The organism is Actinoalloteichus fjordicus (assembly GCF_001941625.1).
In the GTDB taxonomy this organism is placed as follows: domain Bacteria; phylum Actinomycetota; class Actinomycetes; order Mycobacteriales; family Pseudonocardiaceae; genus Actinoalloteichus_A; species Actinoalloteichus_A fjordicus.
This window is the reverse complement of the sequence record NZ_CP016076.1, coordinates 1497712-1517574: the sequence shown is the minus strand read 5'-3', so window position 1 is coordinate 1517574 and position 19863 is coordinate 1497712. Positions and strand designations below refer to the sequence as shown.

The following is a 19863-nucleotide window of genomic DNA, read 5'->3' as shown; positions in this document are numbered from 1 at the left end:
ACTGCCATCCCCGTCGCAGGAGGCGAGGGCCATGAAGATCATCGTGGACACCAGCAGGTGCGTCGGTGCCGGACAGTGTGTGCTCACGGAGCCCGCGCTGTTCGACCAGAGCGAGGACGACGGCACCATCATCGTGCTGAACGAGACGCCGGAGGGCGAGCTGGTCGAGAAGGCCCGCGAAGCGGCGCACGTGTGCCCTGGCCAGGCCCTCTCCCTGGAGGAGTGAGTCGATCCGTGGATGGCCTCACAGCCTGAACGGATCACGCTGATCGGGGTGGGACGCCGAACGGCGCGTCGTCGCTCGAACAGGGCGAACTCGCACGATGCGGCACCAGGCCGTCACTGCCGTGTGACAGTGTGCCTCGGCCGACCGGGATCACGCCGGCGTCGTGGCAGGCGTGTCGGCGGAACTGGTCGTCCAGTTCGGCATTTCGCCGGGCACGTTCGAGGCTCACCGCCGGATGGGCGCCCGCGCAGGCGAACACCTCGGCAAGGCCGCGGAATCGGGAGCGACGACAGGCGACCCTGCCGCCGCATCCCGACCACACCCCACAGGCGCGCTCCTACCGCGAACACGCGGGCGCGTCTCGCGTGATCAGCCTGCGGTGATCCCGTAGGACCGCAGCATCGTCTGCTCCACGGTGTTGCCCGCCGCGTCGGCCGCGCTCGCCCGCAGCGAGACGAAGCCGTCCTCGGCCGGGTGGGTGAGCAGCGCCGTCGCGCCGTCCTCGGTCGAGGTCACCTCGACGGCCGTCCAGGTGGCACCGTCGTCGTAGGAGACCTCCAGGCTCAGCTCGGTCAGCTGGTCGTCCGCCACGCCGTTCACGGTCAGCTCCAGCGGATACTCGACGCCCGCGGGCGCCTGCCCGAGCTCGTCGACCTCGCCGCTGAAGCCGACGCCCAGCAGCGGCAGGCCTTCGGGCAGCTCGCCGTCGACCGTGCCGGAGGCGAAGGTCCACGACGCGTCGATCTCGGTGCCGTACACCGACCAGGGCAGCGCGCGAGTACCGGTGACGTCCAGGGTGAACACCTCGTCGCCCGAGGGCACCGCGAACAGTGCATTGCCGATCCCCGGCTGGGTCCCGATGACCTCACTGCCGTGCGACAGCGTGGTGGTGCCGACGATGGAGGTCTCCGCCATCGAGAAGTAGCTCACGGGATCGCCGCTGGGATCGAACACTCCGGGGTTGACGAGGATCTCGTCACCGAACCGCTGCCCGGCGGGCACCGTCTCGGTTCCGACCCCGACGCCCAGCGGTGCGCTGTTCCACGTCGCCGTGCTGTCCCCCGGCTCGTACCTGTTCTCCTTGGAGTAGTCCTCGATCGCCTCGACATCCGAGAAGGTGAGGAACTCGGTCCAGTCGATGTCGCCGGTGCTGAAGAGTTCGAGCCGCTGGGTGGGCACCTCGATCGGGAAGCTCAGCCCGAAGGTGAAGCCGTCCTGCGGAAGAATTCCCATCGCGCCTCGAGAACCCGACGCCGGGACGCCCTGCGCGTGGTAGTCGGTCTGTACGCGAGCCAGATCGGCATCGCTCACCGCGAAGGTCGGCGACTCCGGAATCCCCGACTCCTCCAGAACGAGGTTGTACCCGTAGGGCTCGGCCGTACCCTCCGGTGAGCCGAGCGACGGGCGGTAGACGAAGCGCAGCCCGCTGTCGCCGGGGTCGGTCGGCACCGCGAACGGGTCCAGAACGCCACCGAAGCCGGCCATGCCGATGCTGGTCTGTCCGACGAACAGTTCAGTGACGGTGCCTTCGATGACGGTCTCTCGGTCGGTCTCCACGGCCACCGGGACGCCCTGGGTGCCGTCGAGGGTGATCGACGCGTCCGAGGTGAGATCGATGTCCAGCTCGGCCACGGCGGTCATCGAGCCGCCGACGACCTCGCCGTCCTCCTCCACGTACTCGTCGAGGACCGCGACCACGTCGTACTCGCCTGCCGGAAGGCGGGCGGTGATGTTGCCCTCGGCGTCGGAGTCGACCAGGGTGCTGTCGCCGGTCTCGCGGTTGGCGGCGACGATGAAGGGGAACTCGACTGGGGTGCCGGACTGGGTCGTGGCCTCGATGGACAGGTCGTAGCTTTCGGGCTCGAGGAAGGCGCCCGCCGCCGTTGAGACCGTGGTGTCGCCGTCGGTGCTGGTGGCCAGGACCGAGCCGCTGAGGAAGCCGAGCTGTGCATTGGCCGAGGGGTCTACGGTCAGCTCGACGGTGGTCTCGCCGCCTGCGGGCACGGTGATCTGCTCGGCGCTCAGGCTGAACAGCCCGTCCGGCGCGGGTGTGCCGTCGGCTCCCGCCGCGTCGAACGTCAGGTCGAAGGCGGCGTCTTCGGTTCCGGTGTTGGTGTAGGTGAGTTCCCGAGTCGCCGGCTCCTGGTCATGCGGGTACGGGAACGCCCCCAGGCTGAGTGAGGAGGGCGAGGCGAGGACCTCGGCCGACACCGCAGCGGCGAGGTCGAGCCTGCCGGAGCCTTGTCCGGTGACGCCGATGCCGTCCAACGGAACGGAGGAGCCCGTCAGGGCGGCCTTCAACTCGTCGGCCTGCCACTCGGGGTGTTGGGCGGCGAGCACGGCGGCAGCACCCGCGACGTGCGGAGACGCCATCGAGGTGCCGCTCAACGACGTGTAAGGATCGTTATCGGTCGTGCCGCCCGCACGGGCGGAGATGATGTCCGAGCCGGGCGCGGCGATATCGGGCTTGATCGCCTTGTCACCGAACCTCGGGCCCCGACTGGAGAAATCGCTGAGCTCGTCGGTCTTGGTGACGCTGGCGACGGCCAGCGCGGCATCAGCCGCAGCCGGCGAGCTCACCGACTCCTCGGCGCCGAAGTTGCCCGCCGCGATCACATACAGCGTGCCACTCTGCTCGGTGAGGGCGTTCACCGCGACCGACAACGGGTCAGTGCCATCAGTCGGCCCGCCCCCGAGACTGAGGTTCGCCGCGTCCACGCCCTGCTCGGCCGCCCACTCCATACCCGCGATGATCGCGTCATCGGCGCAGAAGCCGTCGTCAGTACAGACCTTGCCCACCAACAGGCTCGCGTCCGGGGCCACACCCCGGTGCGCACCGTCAGAAGCCGCACCAGTGCCCGCGACCGTGGCCGCGACATGCGTGCCGTGGCCGTTGCCATCGTGCGGACCGTCAGGGTTGCCGGTGAAGTCCTCCGCCTCGACCACCACACCTTGAAGGTCCGGATGCTCGGCGTCATAACCACTGTCGAGCACCGCCACCGTCGCACCCGCACCGGAGTAACCGGCCTCCCACGCCTCCGGAGCACCGATCTGCGCGTTGCTCTCCTCGTCGAAGACCTCAGCCCGACCGTTCAACCACACCCGGTCAACCCCGCCCGCGAACGTGGTCTGCTCCGCACCGAGCACCTCCCAGACCTCCGCAGCGGAACCCGACTCGGTCTCCACCACCACGCCGCCCACACTCGGCAACTCCCGCACGACCTCCGCACCCACCGCAGACAACGGATCGGCAAGCGGACGATCGACACCCGACTCGTACGACACGATCAACGGAAGCGGACCCGCATCACCGAAACCCTGCTCGAGAAGACCGGTGACATCGAAGAGTCGTTCGTCGAGCCTGCCCGTCTGGACCAGACCGAGCGCGTCCGCCGGAATGACGGAGAGTGTGTCGCCGCTCGCGATCCGGTGGAAGGCGATGTTCTCCCGTCCATCACCGGGCAGCACCGTGACGGACGGCAGGCCGTCCGACGTCCTGGCGACCCGAAGCTGGTCGCCGGTGATCAGCGTGAGGACCTCGGACTCCGCATTCGCGAGGGGGCTCGTGTCCGCTCCCCCGCCGCCCGCGACCTCCTCGGCCCCCGCCTGCACCGCGCCCGCGGCAAGACTGGAAGTCAAGGCAAGTCCTAACACCACTGCGGGTACTTTTCTGCGCCTCATCGCCACCGTCCTCTCAATCGACCGTTCGGCCGCCGCTACTTGGCCCTTTCGGCGGAGAACCGTTCCCGACGGACTCGACCGATAATCGGAAATTAACGAACCGATCACAAATATAGTCGCCATTTCGTATGCCGAAGCAAACCAGTGATTCAGATCACTTCTGATATGAGATAAGCAACCGGCAGCCCGGAAAGGAGTCGGAACAACCCTGAAACAGCACAGTGCCCGGCCGACGAGGTCGACCGGGCACTGATTGCGACGGGGTCGGCTCAGGCGCCGGCGACCTCCGGCGACGAGCCGGTGGACTCGGCGTCCGCCTCGGCGTCGACGGCGTCGGCGGTCTGCTCGCCCGCCTCCGACTCGGCCTGCGGCGCAGGCTCGTCGAGGTCGCCCAGCAGTCGGCGGGCCTCCTCCAACTCGGCTTGAAGCTGCTCCACCTTGGCACGCTGCTGCTCACGCGCGGCGTCGAGCACCGGCTGCACCGCAGCGTCGGCCTCGGGGTGCAGGATCTTCACGGCCTGCGCCACGGCGCCCATGCTGACCGTCGTCGGCTTGAGCGCCTTCTTCGTGCCGACGGTCACCTCTGCCGTCCACAGCCCTTCGGCGGTGGAATTGAGGACGATCGTCGCCGCGGCACCCGGCTTCGCTCGCTTGCCTGCGGCAGGCTTACGAGTCGCGGTCGGCTCGGTCACTGAATCTCCGTTCTCCGTACTGGGTCGAGGCTTGGCACCCCGGCTCGTCGGCGCAGGCGGGGGCTCGGGCGTCCAGACCGGTTCGATCGGGCCGGGGACCGAAGGCTGTTCGGCCTGCGGGGTCTCCGGCGAGTCCGGCTTGCGCGGCTTGCGGGCGGGCTTGGTGAGCGTCACCTCGCCTGCGGAGAACGAGAGCACGTCCTGTGACCCGGTGGGACGAACCTGGATGAACTCCCCCTCGGCAGGCTCGTCGAGAGCCGTCACCTTGCCGGATCGCCCGGACTCGACGCCGACGGCGCGGGAGGTGAACCACACCATGGGTGGGCGCCCCGCCGCGAGTTCCGTCGCTAAGTATTCAAGGTCCTGCTCGGACAGCACTCGGGGCATCGCCTCTCCTTGATCAACAATTAGCCCTATCAGGTTGCCTTATCGCACCGACAGGAACGTCACGTGGTCCGCCGGAGACAGCGATGCTCCGTCCAGACCAGTGACTGATGGACCGTTCAGCCCACACCCCGCCGTGCGAACGGGGCATCGCCGTCGGACGATAGGCCCATGCGGAAAGCGAGCCATCAGGCCGACGGGGTGCAGGCCTCCTCTCATCTCGTCGCCGAGTACACATCGGACGGCGAGGACTGGACCATCACCGTCTCGAACGGGGTCGAGACCCGCAGCGCACACGCAGCAGGCATCCTCGCCGCACGGGAGGCCACCGACCGACTTGCCGGGGAGCTCCACGCAGGCGAAGGAAGCCCCACCATCGTGCATCTGCTGGACGGAGACGCACTGGCGTTCACCTCCGCGTATCTCACCGCCCGACACGTCTCCCCCAGACCCGACCAGCCACGGGCCGCCGAGGCCTCGCCCGAGAACTCGGTCGCGGCAGACGCCGGGGCCGACGTCGCAGGCGAGGAGAAGACCGCCGACGAGGCACCGCGCAAGAAGAAGAGCACCGCATCGCGGCGACGTCGCGGCACCCGCACCGCCACCGTATCCACCGAGGACACGGAACAGGGCTCAGCGACCGGCAGCGCCGCCGATACCTCGGGGTCGGACGACGTCGAGCGACCGGAGGCCGACTCGGCGTGAGGAGACGATGGCGTTCGGGGGCCGCTGCACCCCCGAACGCCGCTCATCCGATGTCAGCGAAAGAGCCTGCGCAGAATGGCGAACACGACCAGGGCCGCGATCACCATCAGCGAGATGCGGACCTTGGGATTGTCGAACTTCGCGAGCACGCTGGTCTGCGCGGTCTCGACGAACCGCTTGGGATGGGCACGGGTGCCCAGCTCGTCCAGGGTCTCGGCCAGCGCGTCGCGGGCCTGCTCGATGTCGCGTTCGATCTCTTGGGGATGGCGGGCCACGTCTCCTCCTCGCGCTGATGCGGTGCGGACAACGTTAGATCACCAGCTCGCATGCCACGACGGGGCGGTTGACAGCCTCATCCGCACGGTGTTTTATAACGCCGTTACCAAATGTGGGCGGGTACGCCTCGATCACCAGAGGGAATGACGACCATGACTGCGACACTCCAGCCGCACACCCGGATCATCGCGGGTCTGGTGCTGCTCACCGTGGTCGGCATCGCCGTCGGCGGCTGGTTCATGACCCGCATCGCCCAGGGGCGGGTCCCGATGACCGACTTCCAGAAGTCCTTCGCCCACGCCGGACACGGCCACGCGGGCGTGCTGGTGATCCTGAGCCTGGTCGGCCTGCTCTACGCGGACATGATGACCGGCGCACTCGGCTGGGCCGCCCGACTCGGCCTTCCCCTCGCCGCGGCACTGATGTCCGGCGGCTTCTTCGCCTCCTCGGCGGGACGGGGTCGCACCAGCCCGAACAAGGCCGTCGTGCTGCTCTGGGCCGGAGCGCTCTGTCTGGTCGTCGGAGTCGTCAGCCTCGGCATCGGGCTGCCGACCGGATCGAGCTCCTGATCAGGGCGAGCGTCGCGGGGGCATCGGGCGCGGGTAGGCTCGAACCGCTGCATGAGCCGTTCGGCGGCCCATGCTTCGGGGCCGTGGCCCAATTGGCAGAGGCACACGGTTTAGGTCCGTGCCAGTGTGGGTTCGAGTCCCACCGGCCCCACCGATGCAGTCATGGTGCGAACCACTCCTTTCGGGGCCGTTTCCGCTGTAGAGCGGTTACGGCCTCGTTTGCACTGCGGAGTGGTGGGATGCGGAACACGGGCTTGAGCGTGTCGGGTCCGGTGATGGTGACCTTGGCGACGAGGGCTTCGATGAGGGCTCTGGTCTGGTGATGGCCGCCTTCGGTGATCACGCCGCCGAGGTGATCGGCGACCTCGGCCGGCGCGGCGGCGTCGGGTCCGTCGTCATTCTGGCGGCTCGGTACCCGACTCCGATCGCAGATTCAGTTCCGGGATCGTCTGTTGAAAGTACTGGCCGACACTGGTGCGGACCTACTGGCGCTGGAAGCGGTGCCAGATATGGACGGGGAGAGGCGGCGGCCGTCGCCGGGCTCGGTTGACCGGCACCACCCGGCCCGGCAGGGATGCGCGCCGCGAGGAGATCGCCTCAGCTCGAACACGGGAGGAAAGCCCGCTACAGCTCGTGGTTGGCAGACAGTGCCATTCGCTCGGGCTCTCCACAGCTCCTGTCGGGTGGGCGGGGTGCGCCTGCGCGCCTCAGACCTGGGCGGAGCCGCCGTCCACGGCAAGCTCGGAGCCGTTGACATAGCTGGACGCATCCGAGGCGAGGAAGACGGCTGCCGCGGCGATCTCTTCGGGCTCGGCCAACCGGCCGAGTGGAACCGACGCCCCAGCGGCGGCGACCGCCTCAGCTGAGATCAGGTCGACCAAACCCTGCGTGCGGGTACCGCCGGGGGAGAGCATGTTGATCCGGTACCGACGTTCCCCGGCCTCGTGGGCGAACCCGCGAACCAGGTTACGGATCGCGGCCTTGGTCGCCCCGTACACGGGCAGGAACGGCTGGGGCCGCGAGACCGCCGTCGATCCAGTGAGGATGATCGACGCCCCCGACGAGAGCAGCGGCAGCGCCTTCTGCACGGTGAACAGCGAACCCTTGACGTTGGTGGTGAACATGGCGTCGAACTGCTCCTCGGTGATCTCGCCCAAGGGCGCCACGATCCCGATCCCGGCGTTGGCGACCAGAACATCGATTCGACCCGCCTGCTCGGCGACCGTCGCATAGAGCGCGTCGAGGTCCTCGAGCCTGCCCACGTCACAGCGGACCCCGGTCACCCCGGGACCGAGTTCGGCCTCGACCTCGTCGAGCTGCGGCTGGCGACGGCCTGCGACGAACACCCGGGCACCCTCGTCGAGGTAAGCCCGCGCAATCGCCCGTCCGATACCCGCGTTCCCCCCGGTCACGACCGCGACCTTGCCCTCCAGGACCTTCATGGCAGCTTCCCACTTCCCTGTTATTGACCGACCAGTCCATAAAACTTCATGTGGACTGATCGGTCAAGAACTCGGTCGGTGATCTACCTCATGCCATTCCGAGAACACTCAAGACTGAGGCAGTAGACCGTCGAGCAGGGTGTCGGCCATGATCAACAAAGCGGCCGGATCCTGACCCACTCGGCCGAGGACGATCAGTCCGAGCTGACCCGACAGCACCGCATGGGCGGCGCCGTCCGGGTCGACATGAGGCGCGATGTCGCCCTCGCGCTGCGCTCGCCGTATCGCGTCGACCAGCACAGAAGTGGTCGCGGCGTAGCTGCGCCGAGCCTCGGCCGCCACCTCGGAGGTGCTCACGGAGAGCTCCATCGCGGTATTGGCGAGCAGGCAACCCCGACGTGCCTGTTCGCCGCCAGGATCACGTACGGGGCCGGTCACGAAACCGCGAATCACATCGATGGCGTGGTCGGCCTGCTCCAGCCACGTACGCAGCATCCGATCATTGGCCTCGTCGTACTCGCGCAGCACGCGCAGGAACAAGCTCCGCTTGTCTCCGAACGCCCCGTACAGACTCCCCTTGCCCAGTCCGCTGGCTGCCAGGAGATCTTCGAGTGATGTGCCTGCGTACCCGTTGTCCCAGAACGTCGCCTGCACGGCCGCCAAGACGCGCTCTTCATCGAACTGGCGTGGACGCGGCATGCGCCCAGGCTACCTATAGTGGACCGCCCGGTCCATCATTGCGCCACGAGGCGACATCAGCCACGCTGCCCACCGGCCACCGCTCACCGCGCGCGCCCGGTGGTCTTCCACAGTTCCCGGTGGCCGTCGTGAGTAGTCCGTCCACGATCAGCGACCAGACTGCCGCCGTCGTCGCGTCCGCACCGAACCGGGAGTGGATCGGCTCGGAGGTACTGGACGTACTCCGGTGCGGCATAGCGTGGCGAGATGAGTCAGCAAGAGCCGATCGGCGTCCTGGTGCGTCGCTGGAGAGAACGACGCAGACGTTCCCAGCTGGATCTCTCGATTGCGGCGGACGTCTCCACCAGGCACCTGAGCTTCATCGAGGCCGGCCGGTCACAGCCGAGCCGCGCCATGATCGAGCGGTTGTGCGACGAGTTGGACGTGCCGCTTCGCGAACGCAATGGCTTCTCCACGATGCCTCGCGCGTTCCCCGCACAACGAAGGCAGACGTACTCGAGCTCGGAGGCAGACTTCCCATGACATCGTTCGGTCGCGTGGCGCAGGTGCGGGCTTCGGACAGCCTGGCTGACTGGATTCGCACCCACGGGCATTCGGTGTCCACGCTCGACCTCGACGCTCCGCTGGAGGACCTCGGCCCGTTGGCGGAGATCGTCGGATCGGCGCGCGTGGTGGGGCTGGGCGAGAGCTCCCACCACGTCGAGGAGTTCTACCAGTGCGCCATCGGATGCTGCGCTTCCTCGTCGAGCGGTGCGGCTTCACCGTCGTCGCGGTGGAAGCGCCGCACGCGCTGGTCACGCCGGGGTCGCCTCTGGCGACTTCACCTCAGCCGGCGATTTCCCCTTTCAGGAGGCGCCGCTCGCAGCGCTGGAACATGACACGATCGAATCGGCCTTCCCTGCCTCGCAGGCATGGACGCTCGTCGATCTGCCCCCGTCCACCGCAGTCTCGGATGCCGAGGCCTATCCCCGGATGCGCACGGCGGACTATTTCTGCGACCAACCTGCCTTCCACTGTTTCGACGCGCTGGTCTGCGTCGCCGAGACTCACGGAACGCGGCACACCCGCCCGGTCTGACCGGGAGTCCTCGCCGTCGTGTCGCAGGCTTCGGCACTGCTGCCGCGAGGAGCCCGCGCCGAGGTCGGCGCGTCCCACTTGATCGTCACCCGGCGGCTTGGCCGACCGGTGCTACGGTGAGCGGTCACTCACCTTGACGACAGGACCCGATCCCGATGGAGACCACAGAGCGAATCCTCGACGCCGCAGCGCGAGTCATGCGAGAGGAAGGCCTCGCGAAGACGACCACGAAGGAGATCGCACGGGCGGCGGGATGTTCGGAGGCGCTGCTGTATAAGCACTTCGCCGACAAGCAGGAGATCTTCGTGCGGGTGCTCACCGAACGGATGCCGCCCATCGCCATGGACCCGGGCATGGTGGGGCAGGGCAGCGTCACCGGCAATCTCCGGGTGATCGTCGAGGGGCTGCTCCGCTTCTATGCGCAGAGCTTCCCGATCGCCGCGTCGATCTTCAGCAGTCCCAGCCTGCTCGCCGCGCACCGGGAGAGCATGAACGCGCGTCAGAAGGGGCCGCACCTGGCCGCCGCAGCGGTGCGGTCCTATCTCGACGCCGAGATCGCCGCCGGTCGGGTGTCGTCCACGGTCGACACCGACGCCGTCGCGGTGACGCTCACCGGAGCGGCGATGTTCGAGGCCTTCCTCGCGGCGTTCGCCGGCCACGACGAGCCTGCCGAGGTTCCCGCGCTCGCCCGCCGGGTGGTCGCGGTCGTCGCCCCGGCCCTCGCAGGCTGACGCACGACGCCCTCGGCCTCCGCACGCCGCAGTCCCGAGTCCTTCGGCCGGCAGCAGTCCCGAGTCCGTCGGCCCGCAGCAGCATCGGCGGCGCCGCCCGAGGAGCGATGCCGGGTCGCATACTCGACTTCCGGCCTGCACCTGTGCCCGGCGCAGCCGCCGTCCGACGACAGACCGACCGCACCGACCGTGAGGAAGACACCATGCCCGCTGGCCAGGAGTCGCGCGCGTCCGCAGAGGCCGTGCCGTTTCGCATCCACATCGAGGAGGACGTCCTCCACGATCTGCACACTCGGCTGGCCATGGTCCGCTGGCCGAGGATGACGCCGTCGACCGACTGGGCGGACGGTGTCGACTCCGCCTACCTGCGTCGGCTGGTCGACTACTGGCGCTCCGGCTACGACTGGCGGTCTCAGGAGAGCTTACTGAACCGCTATCAGCAGTACACGATGCTGATCGACGGCCTCCGGGTCCACTACGTCCACCACCGCGCGCGCAACGGGTCCGGGATCCCCCTGCTCCTCGGGCACGGGTGGCCCAGCACCTTCGCCGAGTACCTCCCGCTCGTCCGCATCCTCACGGAGCCGAAGTCGGTCGGCCTGCCCGGTCCGGCCTTCGACGTCATCGTGCCGTCGCTCCCGGGATACGGATTCTCGGACCGACCCGACCGCCGGGACGTGAACTATCGCTTCGTCGCCGACCTCTGGCATCGACTCATGCGCAATCTCGGCTATCAGCGCTTCGGGGTGGGCGGGGATGACTTCGGCGCCGGCGTCGCAACGCTGCTCGCCCTCGAGCATCCCGAGTCGGTCATCGGGGTGCATCTCACCCATCCGGAGATCACGCCCTACCTCGGCCCCGGTGCGCCGCCGCTCACCGATGCCGAGACGGCCTACCGCGAGGAGGCGCGACTGTTCTACCAGACCGACAGCGGATTCCACGCCATCCAGGCCACCAGACCGACCACGCTTGCCTACGGCCTTGACGACTCCCCGGTGGGGCTGGCCGCGTGGATCGTCGACAAGTGGCATGCGTGGACCGATCACCGCGAGAACTTCGAGAGCTACCTCTCGCGTGATCTGTTGCTGACCACGATCATGATCTACTGGGCCACCGGAACGCTGAGCACCTCGATCCGGGACTACTCCGACAACACCGCGTTCCCACCGGCCCTGACGCAGACCAGCAGGGTGACGACGCCGACTGCCTTCGCCCTCTTTCGCAACTACCGCCGCTCCCCCGGCGTCCCGCCGCGCGAGTGGCTCGAGCGGCTGTACGACGTCACCCGCTATCAGGTGTTCGATCGCGGTGGCCATTTCGCCCCGGTGGAGGTTCCGAAACCGGTTGCCGAGGACATCGTCCGGTTCTTCGCGGAGCTGTAGACGTCGGCGCGACCCCGCCCGCGCATCGGGGAGTCGGGGAGAGCCCTGTTCACCGTGGAGACGTCGCGACGCCGTACGGCCGTCTCCTGCCTGAGGCGCCGAACGGGTCGGGCCAGCTGCGCCGCTGAGGTCGGCCTCCCCAGCATCGACGCGGTCCTGAGCAGAACGCCGACTTCCTCAGGTGGCGCATTCGGGCCCGGTCGTCGGCTCAGTGCGCTGCCGGTCCACCCGGTGCAGAGGTCCGCGGCATAGGGCCGATCAACGAAGGCTGGGTTCCAGGACGTCCAGCAACGCGTCGGCAAGGGCGTCGATCTGCGCGGCGGCGGCCACATAGGCCGGGTCGCCCCGGCCTGCCGGATCTGCCAGATCGATCTCCGATGCGGACAACGGCAGGGGCGGCGACGCGAGCAGGCCCGCCAGGTCGGTCCCCGGCGACGCGGTCTGCGCCCTGGCGATGAACTCGGCCCACACGACGATGCGTCCCGCGATGTCGGGGTCGGCGGCGGACTCGGCACCGCCGTCGGGTCCCGACGCCACGAACTCGGCGAACACCAGGTCTCGATGGGCGACGGTGGCGCAGAGGATCAGATCCGCTGCCCGCACCAGTTCCGCCGTCGCCTGGACGGCCGGGCGGTCGCCGACCACGATTCCCCTGGCTCCAAGCACCGCCACGGCGGGCGGGGCGATCGTCGACTCGGCACGGACACCGGCGGAGGACACCTCGAGGGGGACTCCTCTGGCGTGGGCCTTGGCCGAGGTGATCGCCTCCGCCATCGGAGATCGACAGGTGTTTCCGGTGCAGAGGAAGAGGATGTGCATCCTCGGAACGATATTCGAGCAGGTCCGAAGGGCGAATGACCGTCAACGACCGAGGGATTCGCCGAAGGGCGGGCCGTCGGTGGGCTGCACCGTCTGCCGAGCGGCTCGGGCGGCGCTCCGCCTATCGGAGTCGACCTACGGTGGGCTCCGATAGGCGGGGACGTCGTTCTCGACGAGCCGAGCAGGAGGGTGGCTCGCCGCCGTGCAGCACGGTCGTAGCAGGGTGGTGACCGGGTGGTCAGGGACCGGCAGTGCGGGGTCCGCGATCAGCGGACTCGGCAGACGTCGGGTGCAGGGACACCGCAGTGCCAAGACACCGCAGTTCGGCGACTCGGCACGACCGTGCCTGCGCAACGGCGGGCCTACACGATCACGGCCCGGGCGGAACCGAACCTCAGCAGTACAGGGCCTCACCTGGCGTGGTGCCCAGGATCGCGGTGAAGTTCCGATAGGCGCTGACCCTGGCCTCCACCTGAGCGGGGTTGCCGCCGTTGCACTCGATGCTGCCGTTGATGCTGCGAATGGTCTCGCCGAAGCCGTGACCGTTCACGATGGACTCATGGGCGGGCCGGTGACCCGCGCCGCTCTGGGTGTTCCAGAACCAGAGGCCGGTCTGCCAGGCCACCGCAGGGTCGTTCTGGACCAGCCAGGGATTGTTGAGCAGATCGAGGCCGAGCGCGTCGCCCGCCGCCTTGTAGTTGTAGTTCCAGCTGAGCTGGATCGGCCCCTTGCCGTAGTAGGCCGCCTGGCCTGCCGGGCAGCCGAACGGCTGGCTCCAGTCGCAGTAGTGCGGGTAGTTGGCCTCGTTCTGCTCGACGATGTGGACGAGTCCGCCCGTCTCGTGATTGACGTTGGCCAGGAACGCCGCAGCCTCCCGTCGCCGGGTCGTCTCGTCGCCGGTGTTGGTGAATCCGGGATAAGAGCCGAGGGCGGCGGTCAGCCCGCTGTAGGTGTAGAAGGGATTCCGGTTCGGGAACATCTGATTGAACTGAGCCTCGCTCACCACGAACGACTGCTCCACCGTCGTCGAACTCGTCTCGGGCGACGGCGCCGCCGCGGAGGCGACGACCGTCGGCACGGCGACGGTCAGCGCACCCGCGAGGGCTAAGGAGGCCAGTGAGGCCATGAGGCGCTTCCTCGGCATGTGATCGCTCCTTCGTTGGACTGCGAAGCACACCCGGTGGGCGCCGATGCGAACCGCCATGCCGAGTGCGTCGCTGGAGGTAGCCGGATGGAACGACTACCAGGGAACCGGATTGGTCTACACCAGTCAAGGAAAGAACGAGATTAAACCGAATCCGGTGATCTCTTCACCGCCGGGCGGTCCTGCTGCCGGGTCGAGCGGTGCAGGCGATCCGTCGCGCCCGCCGCGGCGTCGCCTGGGCTGTGCTGATTCACCGTCAGTCGACGAGCGCGACGTAGAGCGGGCTGCCCAGCAACACGGTTGCGGCGCCCTGCCCGGCTGCCGTCCGCTGCGTGCTTGGGCCGTGCAACAGCCGTTTCGCAACGAATTCGACGTGTTGGGTGGGACCGTCGAGCAGCGCGTTCGCCCGCTCGACAAGCTCCAACGCCGCCCGATTGCCCGCCGGCAGAGGATCGCCTGCCGCCGTGTCCAGTGAGTCGTCTGCCACTGTGACGCCGAGGTCGTCGACAAGGGTCCTGGCACGCCGGGTGCCGTACCGCACGACCTTCCCGAGCGCGTCCAACATGGTCGGTCCGCTGGAGTCCGAGAATCCGGCGTCGTTCGGGGCGGAGGCGGAGCCGAGCACGTGGCCGATCGAGCCGCCCAGCCCGAGGACCGTGTGCTGAGTGCGCCCGCCGAAATAGACCAACGGCGTCCCGTTCTCGGTGAAGTGCGCTCCCCACTGCATGGGCAGCAGGCCCCAGAGAAACTGGCCGGGTTCGTCGACCGTGCCGAGGTCGCCGTGTTCCTGCAGGTGCCGAACCACCCGCTCCACCCGTGCCACGCGATCCGAGCCCGCCGATTCGGAACTGCGCTTGGCGCCGAGCACGGTGAGATTCATGCTGAACTCGGCCGTCCGGCGCCCGGTGAATCTCGGGTCGATCTGCGACAGCAGCATGTCCACCTTGGTGTCGCTGATGTAGAGGTAGTAGCGCAGGGACATGCGAGCTCCTTCATCGCGACTCCCGGACCGACGCCGCCTGCCGCGTGCACGCCCGTGACCGGGGTCCGAGCGAGAACGGAACTCGACACGGTCGGCCGTGCCGTGTTCCATCGGGCTGCACCTCGCCGGCGAGACGTCGTGATCAAGGCTAACGGCCGACGACCGACGGCGAGGACGTCCTCGATGCGACGGCGCCAGACCGGGGAGCACGACCTCGGCTGTCGCCGCAGAACGGCGGCAGCCGGGCGGCACGACCCGGCCCGCACAGCGAGGTGCGGACACCCGCCGGTGAGTCCAGCCGACTGATTCTGTCTCTCGGTAGCTCCTTGTGACCCAAGATCACCCGTCCGGCGGAACTGCGATGCTTCTTTTCGGCCCTATTGTGATCTCCTTCAGTCCGGGGGGAACGCGAAGAATGCCGAACGAGGGGGACTCGGCCGAGCAGACCGCAGCAGGCGTGGGCAAGCACGACCCCACAGCACCCGACCCGAGTGCGCCGCAGCCGGTCGAGCCGCCGACGACCGAACGTGCGCACGAAGTCGGGTCCCGTGGCCTCGCGTCACCTGGTGCCGAGCAGGCTTCCGCCGCCGACCCGCGCTCCACCATGGACGAGAATGCTGCGGCCCTGTCACCGGACGGGTCGCCACCTGCAGTGCCTCGGCCGCCCGTGTCCCCACCGGACGGGTCTACGCCGACCACCGCGACAGGCACCCCCGCCGAGCTGGCCTCCGCCGAGGACGACGCCGCCGACGCCGCCGACGCCGACGCCGCCAAGACGACCCTCCGACACCGCGCGGCGCGTGGCGCGTGGCGTCCGATCGTGGATTCACGGCGCCGGACGCGGACTCCGCAAGGCCACCCCGTACGGGATCATCGCGTTCCTCGCGGCCTCCGCCGTCGCACCGATCGCGGCGCCCGCGTTGGAGACGACCGAGGAGTTCTCCGCCGCGCTGGATCAGCTCGGCAGCATGGGCAGCGGCTACCTCGGCGATGTCCTCGCCGACACCGCAGGAAAGATGCGTGACCGGGGCGGAGTGAGCGGAGACGAGGAACCGCCGCCGTCGGAGGCTGCCTGGCGCGAGGCCATCGCCGAAGCCGTCGCCCCGTTGCTCGCCGCCACCGACGACCAGGGCCGGGCGATCCGCGCGGAGATCACCGGCCTGCTGCGCTCGGTGGACGCCGTGCCGGTCGCCTTGGCCGAGGCCACCGGCGACCTGCATCGCGAGCTGACCACCGCGATGACCCTGGTCGGCGGACGATTCGATGAGCTGAGCTGGCTGCTCACCGAGACACAGCGACTGCTCGCCGAGCTGGTCGTCGCCCAACGCCAGCAGACCGACCTCGCGATGCGCACGCTCTTCGAGGTGACCGAGAGCCGCCGACGCGCGCTCGCGCCCCGCCGCCGATCGACGACGGCGGGCTCCCCAGCATCAGAGCCGAGCGCCCGTCCCTCGGTGCCGATCGGACCCGAGGCGTCTGACACCGACGGCGACGAGCCTCCGAGCCCGACGCGACCAGAACACCCGCCCGACACGAGCACCGACGGTCCGGCGCCGTTCCCCGGCCTGAACAGCTTCCGTACCGAGGACGCCGATTGGTTCTTCGGTCGCGACGAGCTGGTCACGCTGCTGTTGAGCAGGCTGGCCGAGCAGCTGGACGGCGGCGGACCGCTGCTGGTGGTCGGCGACTCCGGCGCGGGAAAGTCCTCGCTGCTCGCCGCCGGGCTGCTGCCTGCGGTTGCCGACGGCGGGCTTCCGACCGAGGGCGCGGAGAGCTGGCCGTGGCTCCGGATGACGCCGGGCCGGTCACCGCTGACCGAGCTGGTCGGCCGGACGGCGGCGCTGGCGCAGGTCTCAGCGGTGCAGGCGATCGGCGATGTACGGGCGGCACCGACGGCGTTCGGCGCACTGGCCGTGCAGGCCGCCGCGACGTCGGGTCGAGCGGACGCCAGGCTGGTGATCGTGGTCGATCAGCTCGAAGAGCTGTTCACCCAGTGCACCGATCAAGCCGAGCGCTCGGCCTTCGTCACCGCGCTGACCAGCGCGGGCTCGGCACTGGTCGTGACGGCCGTCCGGGCCGACTTCCTCCCGGACTGCCTGCGGATCGACCGCCTGGCCACGCTGCTCAGCGAGGGCCACGTCTCGGTCTCGGCCATGCGGCCCGCCGGACTTCGCAGCGCGATCGTCGAGCCCGCCGCCCGCGCCGACATCACGCTGGAACCGGGACTGGTCGAGCTGCTGCTCACCGAACTCGTCGGCGACCACGGCACGCAGCCTGCGGCGGGCGCGCTGCCGCTCCTGGCACACAGCCTGCGCACGACCTGGCTTCGCGGCGGCGGTCGCCGGATGACCGTTGCGGACTATCAGGCCGCAGGCGGTATTCACGGGGCGGTGGCCGAGACTGCCGAACGCATCCATCAGGATCTCGACGAGACGGGCCGCCGCACGCTGCGCACGACCATGCTCGGCCTGGTCTCCCTCGCCGAAGGCGACCGGCCGGTCCGTCGTCGGGCGCCGCGCGCCGCCGTTCCCGAGTGGCTGCTGAGCCGACTGGTCGCCGCGCGACTGGTCACCGCAGGCGACGAGAGCGTGGAGTTCGCCCACGAGATCCTGCTCTGGGCATGGCCGCGCCTGGCGGGCTGGGTCCGGGAGGATCGGGCCGGGCTGGTGATCCGCCGCAGACTCGACGACTCGGCGCGGTACTGGGCAGAGTCCGGTGAGGACCCGAGCGGGCTCTACCGCGCGGGCAGGCTGGCTGCCGCCCGCGAGTGGGCCGAGGGTCGGGACGACCTCACCGAGGAGGAACGTCGCTTCCTCGATGCAAGCACGGCCGGGGAGCAGGCCGAGCGCCTCGCCGAGCTGCGCGTCACACGCAGGCTTCGAGGTCTGGTCACCGGACTCGCCGTGCTGTTGGTGATCGCGGTGGCCGCCGGTGGGATCGCCTGGCGGTCGAACCTGGAGAGCGAGGCGCAGCGGCGGATCGGGCTGTCCCGACAGTTCGCAGCGCAGACCATGGCGGCCCTGGAGACCAATCCTCGCCAGTCGATGCTGTTCGCACTGGCCGCCCTACGGGCCGCCCCGACGGTGGAGGCGCGGGGCGCGCTGCTCGCCGCGCGGCGGACCGACTACGCGGGACGCTACGGCGCCGATGAGGCGGAGTCCGCCCGGACGGTGGCGGTGTCCGCAGAGAGCCGGCGGATCGCCGTCGGCGGGCAAGGCGGATTCGACGTCTATGACGCCGACACCAGGGAACGGGTCGACGCGGACTGGGACTGTCACACCGCCGACGTCTACGGCACGGCCTTCTCGGCGGACGGGGGCCTGTTGGCCACCGGATCGCTGGAGCCGGACGGCATCTGCCTCTGGGACACGACGACGAACACCCTGCTGCGTCGACTCCCCGGTTACGGCGTGCTGGACGTGCGCCTCGACGGTGCAGTGATCGCCTCGGCAGGCGGCGAGGCAGGCGACCGGCTGACGGTCTGGGACGCGCAGTCCGGCGAGGTGCTGGCCGAACTGCCGATCAGCGCGCCGCCCGCGAGCATCGCGTTCTCCCCCGACGGTCAGCGGCTCGCGGTGGGCTTCGGTGACGGAACGGCACTGTTATGGGAGATGGAAACGGGTGTCGACCCCGTTCTACTCGACGGTCACGCCCCGCCAGAGGGCACTCAGGACCCGGTCGGGCACATGGTGACCGTCGACTACGCCCGCAATACGGGAATGTTGGCCACGATGGGACCGGACGGCCTGATCCTGCTGCGGGACGGAATGACCGGCGAGGTGGTCGACGAGCTGCGCGAGTCCTCGGGAACCGGTGGACCGTTCGCCTTCAGCCCGGACGGCTCGACGCTGGCCACGGCCGTCGGCAGCACCGTGCGGCTCTGGTCGATCCGGTCGCGGACCTGGGAGCCGGTGGAGCTACAGTTCGCCACCGCCTGGGACGTCGGCTGGTTGAGTGACAGCGATCTGATTGTCACTACCCTCGATCAGGGGACGTTCCGGCGTAACGTCACGCCACGAGTGCTGAGCGGCGGCGATGAGCCGCTGACCGTCGGCGACTTCTCCCCCGACGGCGATCTCCTGGCGGCCGGGGACGCGGCGGGCACCGTGCGGTTCTGGAATCCGGACGACGGAACGCTCGTGCACGAGTCGGCGGCGGAGGGCGGCCCGGCCGTCGTCGCCTACGACCCGAGCGGGGGCGGCCACGCGGTGGGCCGGGCCGACGGAACGATCGCGCTGCACGGGCCCGACGGTGTCGAGTACGACCGCTGGAGCACCGAACCGGCCCAGCCGGTGGCCGAACTCCGCTTCTCGCCGGACGGAACGCGCCTCGTCGCGATCACCGACGACCGGTCCACCCCGGATCTGACCGACGACACGCCGAGACTGTGGATGTGGCGGGTCGGGGACGAGGACCCCGAGCCGCAGGTTCGCGAGCTGTCGTGGGTCGCCGCCGTCCGGTTCAATCGCGACGGCACCGAGCTGATCGTCTCCGATGACGTCACCTTCGACGAGGACAGAGCCGACGGTCCGCCGATGCGGATCGACGTGCTGTGGGCAGCCGACCTCACTCCCCGACACACCGTCATGGCGGACGAGTCGTCCGTCAGCGACCTCGCCGTCTCCCCGACAACGGACTCGGTGATCAGCACCCACAGCGACGGCAGGCTGCGGGAGTGGTCACTGGACGACGGCACGCTGCTGCGCACCTTCGCCGAGCACCCCGTCCCCGTCCGAGGCCTCGCGATCTCGGCGACCACCGAACTGATCGCGACGATCTCACCCGACGACCGGGCGATCCGACTGTGGGACCTGACCTCGGGTGACCTGTTCGCCACCCTGACCGGTCATCAGAACGGCATCAATCAGGTGATCCTCGTCGAGGACGGCATCGGCGGGGTGACCCTGGCGGGCCTGGGCGAGGCAGGCGCGGTGAGCCTCTGGCGGCTGGACGTCGACGACGCGGTGGCCGAGGTCTGCGCCGCGCTCGCGGGCCCGGACCTGGCCGAGGAGTGGGCGGCTCTCGACGTCCCCGAACCGCCCTGCCCCTGATCG

General features: G+C 69.3%; 14 protein-coding genes, 1 tRNA gene and 1 pseudogene. 8 read left to right on the top strand and 8 right to left on the bottom strand.

Features of this window, described 5'->3' with window-relative positions:
* The first annotated feature begins 31 nt into the window (after positions 1–31).
* Positions 32–226, top strand: coding sequence for a ferredoxin (locus UA74_RS06940; RefSeq protein ID WP_075739544.1), 195 nt, complete (start codon positions 32–34; stop codon positions 224–226).
* A gap of 369 nt (positions 227–595) precedes the next feature.
* Here the strand turns inward: UA74_RS06940 and UA74_RS06930 are convergent, their stop codons facing one another.
* The gene (locus UA74_RS06930; protein ID WP_157434038.1) at positions 596–3865 is read right to left on the bottom strand and encodes a S8 family peptidase; all 3270 of its coding nucleotides are present in this window, start codon (positions 3863–3865) and stop codon (positions 596–598) included.
* Between the two features lie 311 nt (positions 3866–4176).
* Positions 4177–4986 carry a DUF6319 family protein gene (locus UA74_RS06925; protein WP_198042947.1) on the bottom strand — a complete coding sequence of 270 codons (810 nt, stop codon included), beginning with the start codon at positions 4984–4986 and terminating at the stop codon, positions 4177–4179.
* Positions 4987–5154: 168 nt separating this feature from the next.
* Between UA74_RS06925 and UA74_RS06920 the strand changes: the two genes are divergently transcribed.
* Positions 5155–5688: a hypothetical protein gene (locus UA74_RS06920; RefSeq protein WP_075739540.1), complete on the top strand. Its 534-nt coding sequence runs from the start codon at positions 5155–5157 to the stop codon at positions 5686–5688.
* 53 nt (positions 5689–5741) lie between these two features.
* Here the strand turns inward: UA74_RS06920 and UA74_RS06915 are convergent, their stop codons facing one another.
* On the bottom strand, positions 5742–5963 hold the full coding sequence (locus UA74_RS06915) for a DUF3618 domain-containing protein (protein ID WP_075739539.1): 222 nt from the start codon (positions 5961–5963) through the stop codon (positions 5742–5744).
* A gap of 153 nt (positions 5964–6116) precedes the next feature.
* Between UA74_RS06915 and UA74_RS06910 the strand changes: the two genes are divergently transcribed.
* On the top strand, positions 6117–6533 hold the full coding sequence (locus UA74_RS06910; RefSeq protein ID WP_157442181.1) for a hypothetical protein: 417 nt from the start codon (positions 6117–6119) through the stop codon (positions 6531–6533).
* A 77-nt stretch (positions 6534–6610) separates the two neighbouring features.
* Positions 6611–6684 (top strand) — tRNA-Leu (locus tag UA74_RS06905).
* 556 nt (positions 6685–7240) lie between these two features.
* Here the strand turns inward: UA74_RS06905 and UA74_RS06900 are convergent.
* Complete coding sequence (locus UA74_RS06900) at positions 7241–7975, bottom strand: SDR family NAD(P)-dependent oxidoreductase (protein ID WP_075764057.1); 735 nt, start codon at positions 7973–7975, stop codon at positions 7241–7243.
* 108 nt (positions 7976–8083) lie between these two features.
* Complete coding sequence (locus UA74_RS06895; RefSeq protein WP_075764055.1) at positions 8084–8674, bottom strand: TetR/AcrR family transcriptional regulator; 591 nt, start codon at positions 8672–8674, stop codon at positions 8084–8086.
* A 246-nt stretch (positions 8675–8920) separates the two neighbouring features.
* Here UA74_RS06895 and UA74_RS06890 point away from each other — a divergent pair.
* The 3 genes and pseudogenes from UA74_RS06890 to UA74_RS06875 form a co-directional block, all read left to right on the top strand.
* Positions 8921–9118 (top strand): annotated as a pseudogene (locus UA74_RS06890) (helix-turn-helix domain-containing protein); the annotation flags it as partial.
* 788 nt (positions 9119–9906) lie between these two features.
* Positions 9907–10482, top strand: a complete 576-nt coding sequence (locus UA74_RS06880; protein WP_075739534.1) for a TetR/AcrR family transcriptional regulator — start codon at positions 9907–9909, stop codon at positions 10480–10482.
* A gap of 203 nt (positions 10483–10685) precedes the next feature.
* The gene (locus UA74_RS06875; RefSeq protein WP_075743497.1) at positions 10686–11864 is read left to right on the top strand and encodes an epoxide hydrolase family protein; all 1179 of its coding nucleotides are present in this window, start codon (positions 10686–10688) and stop codon (positions 11862–11864) included.
* 258 nt (positions 11865–12122) lie between these two features.
* Here UA74_RS06875 and UA74_RS06870 read toward each other — a convergent pair whose 3' ends face one another.
* The 3 genes from UA74_RS06870 to UA74_RS06860 all read right to left on the bottom strand — a co-directional run bounded on the left by UA74_RS06870 (position 12123) and on the right by UA74_RS06860 (position 14809).
* Positions 12123–12683, bottom strand: coding sequence for an arsenate reductase/protein-tyrosine-phosphatase family protein (locus UA74_RS06870; RefSeq protein ID WP_075764053.1), 561 nt, complete (start codon positions 12681–12683; stop codon positions 12123–12125).
* A 394-nt stretch (positions 12684–13077) separates the two neighbouring features.
* Entirely contained in the window at positions 13078–13827 is a 750-nt protein-coding gene (locus UA74_RS06865; RefSeq protein ID WP_083683939.1) for a chitinase, read from the bottom strand.
* A gap of 256 nt (positions 13828–14083) precedes the next feature.
* Positions 14084–14809, bottom strand: coding sequence for a DUF7019 family protein (locus UA74_RS06860; protein WP_075764051.1), 726 nt, complete (start codon positions 14807–14809; stop codon positions 14084–14086).
* 800 nt (positions 14810–15609) lie between these two features.
* On the opposite strand from UA74_RS06860, the gene UA74_RS06855 reads away from it, so the two are divergent.
* A complete protein-coding gene (locus UA74_RS06855) occupies positions 15610–19860 on the top strand; it encodes an AAA family ATPase (RefSeq protein ID WP_075764049.1) in 4251 nt (1416 codons plus the stop codon).
* The last annotated feature ends 3 nt before the right edge of the window (positions 19861–19863 follow it).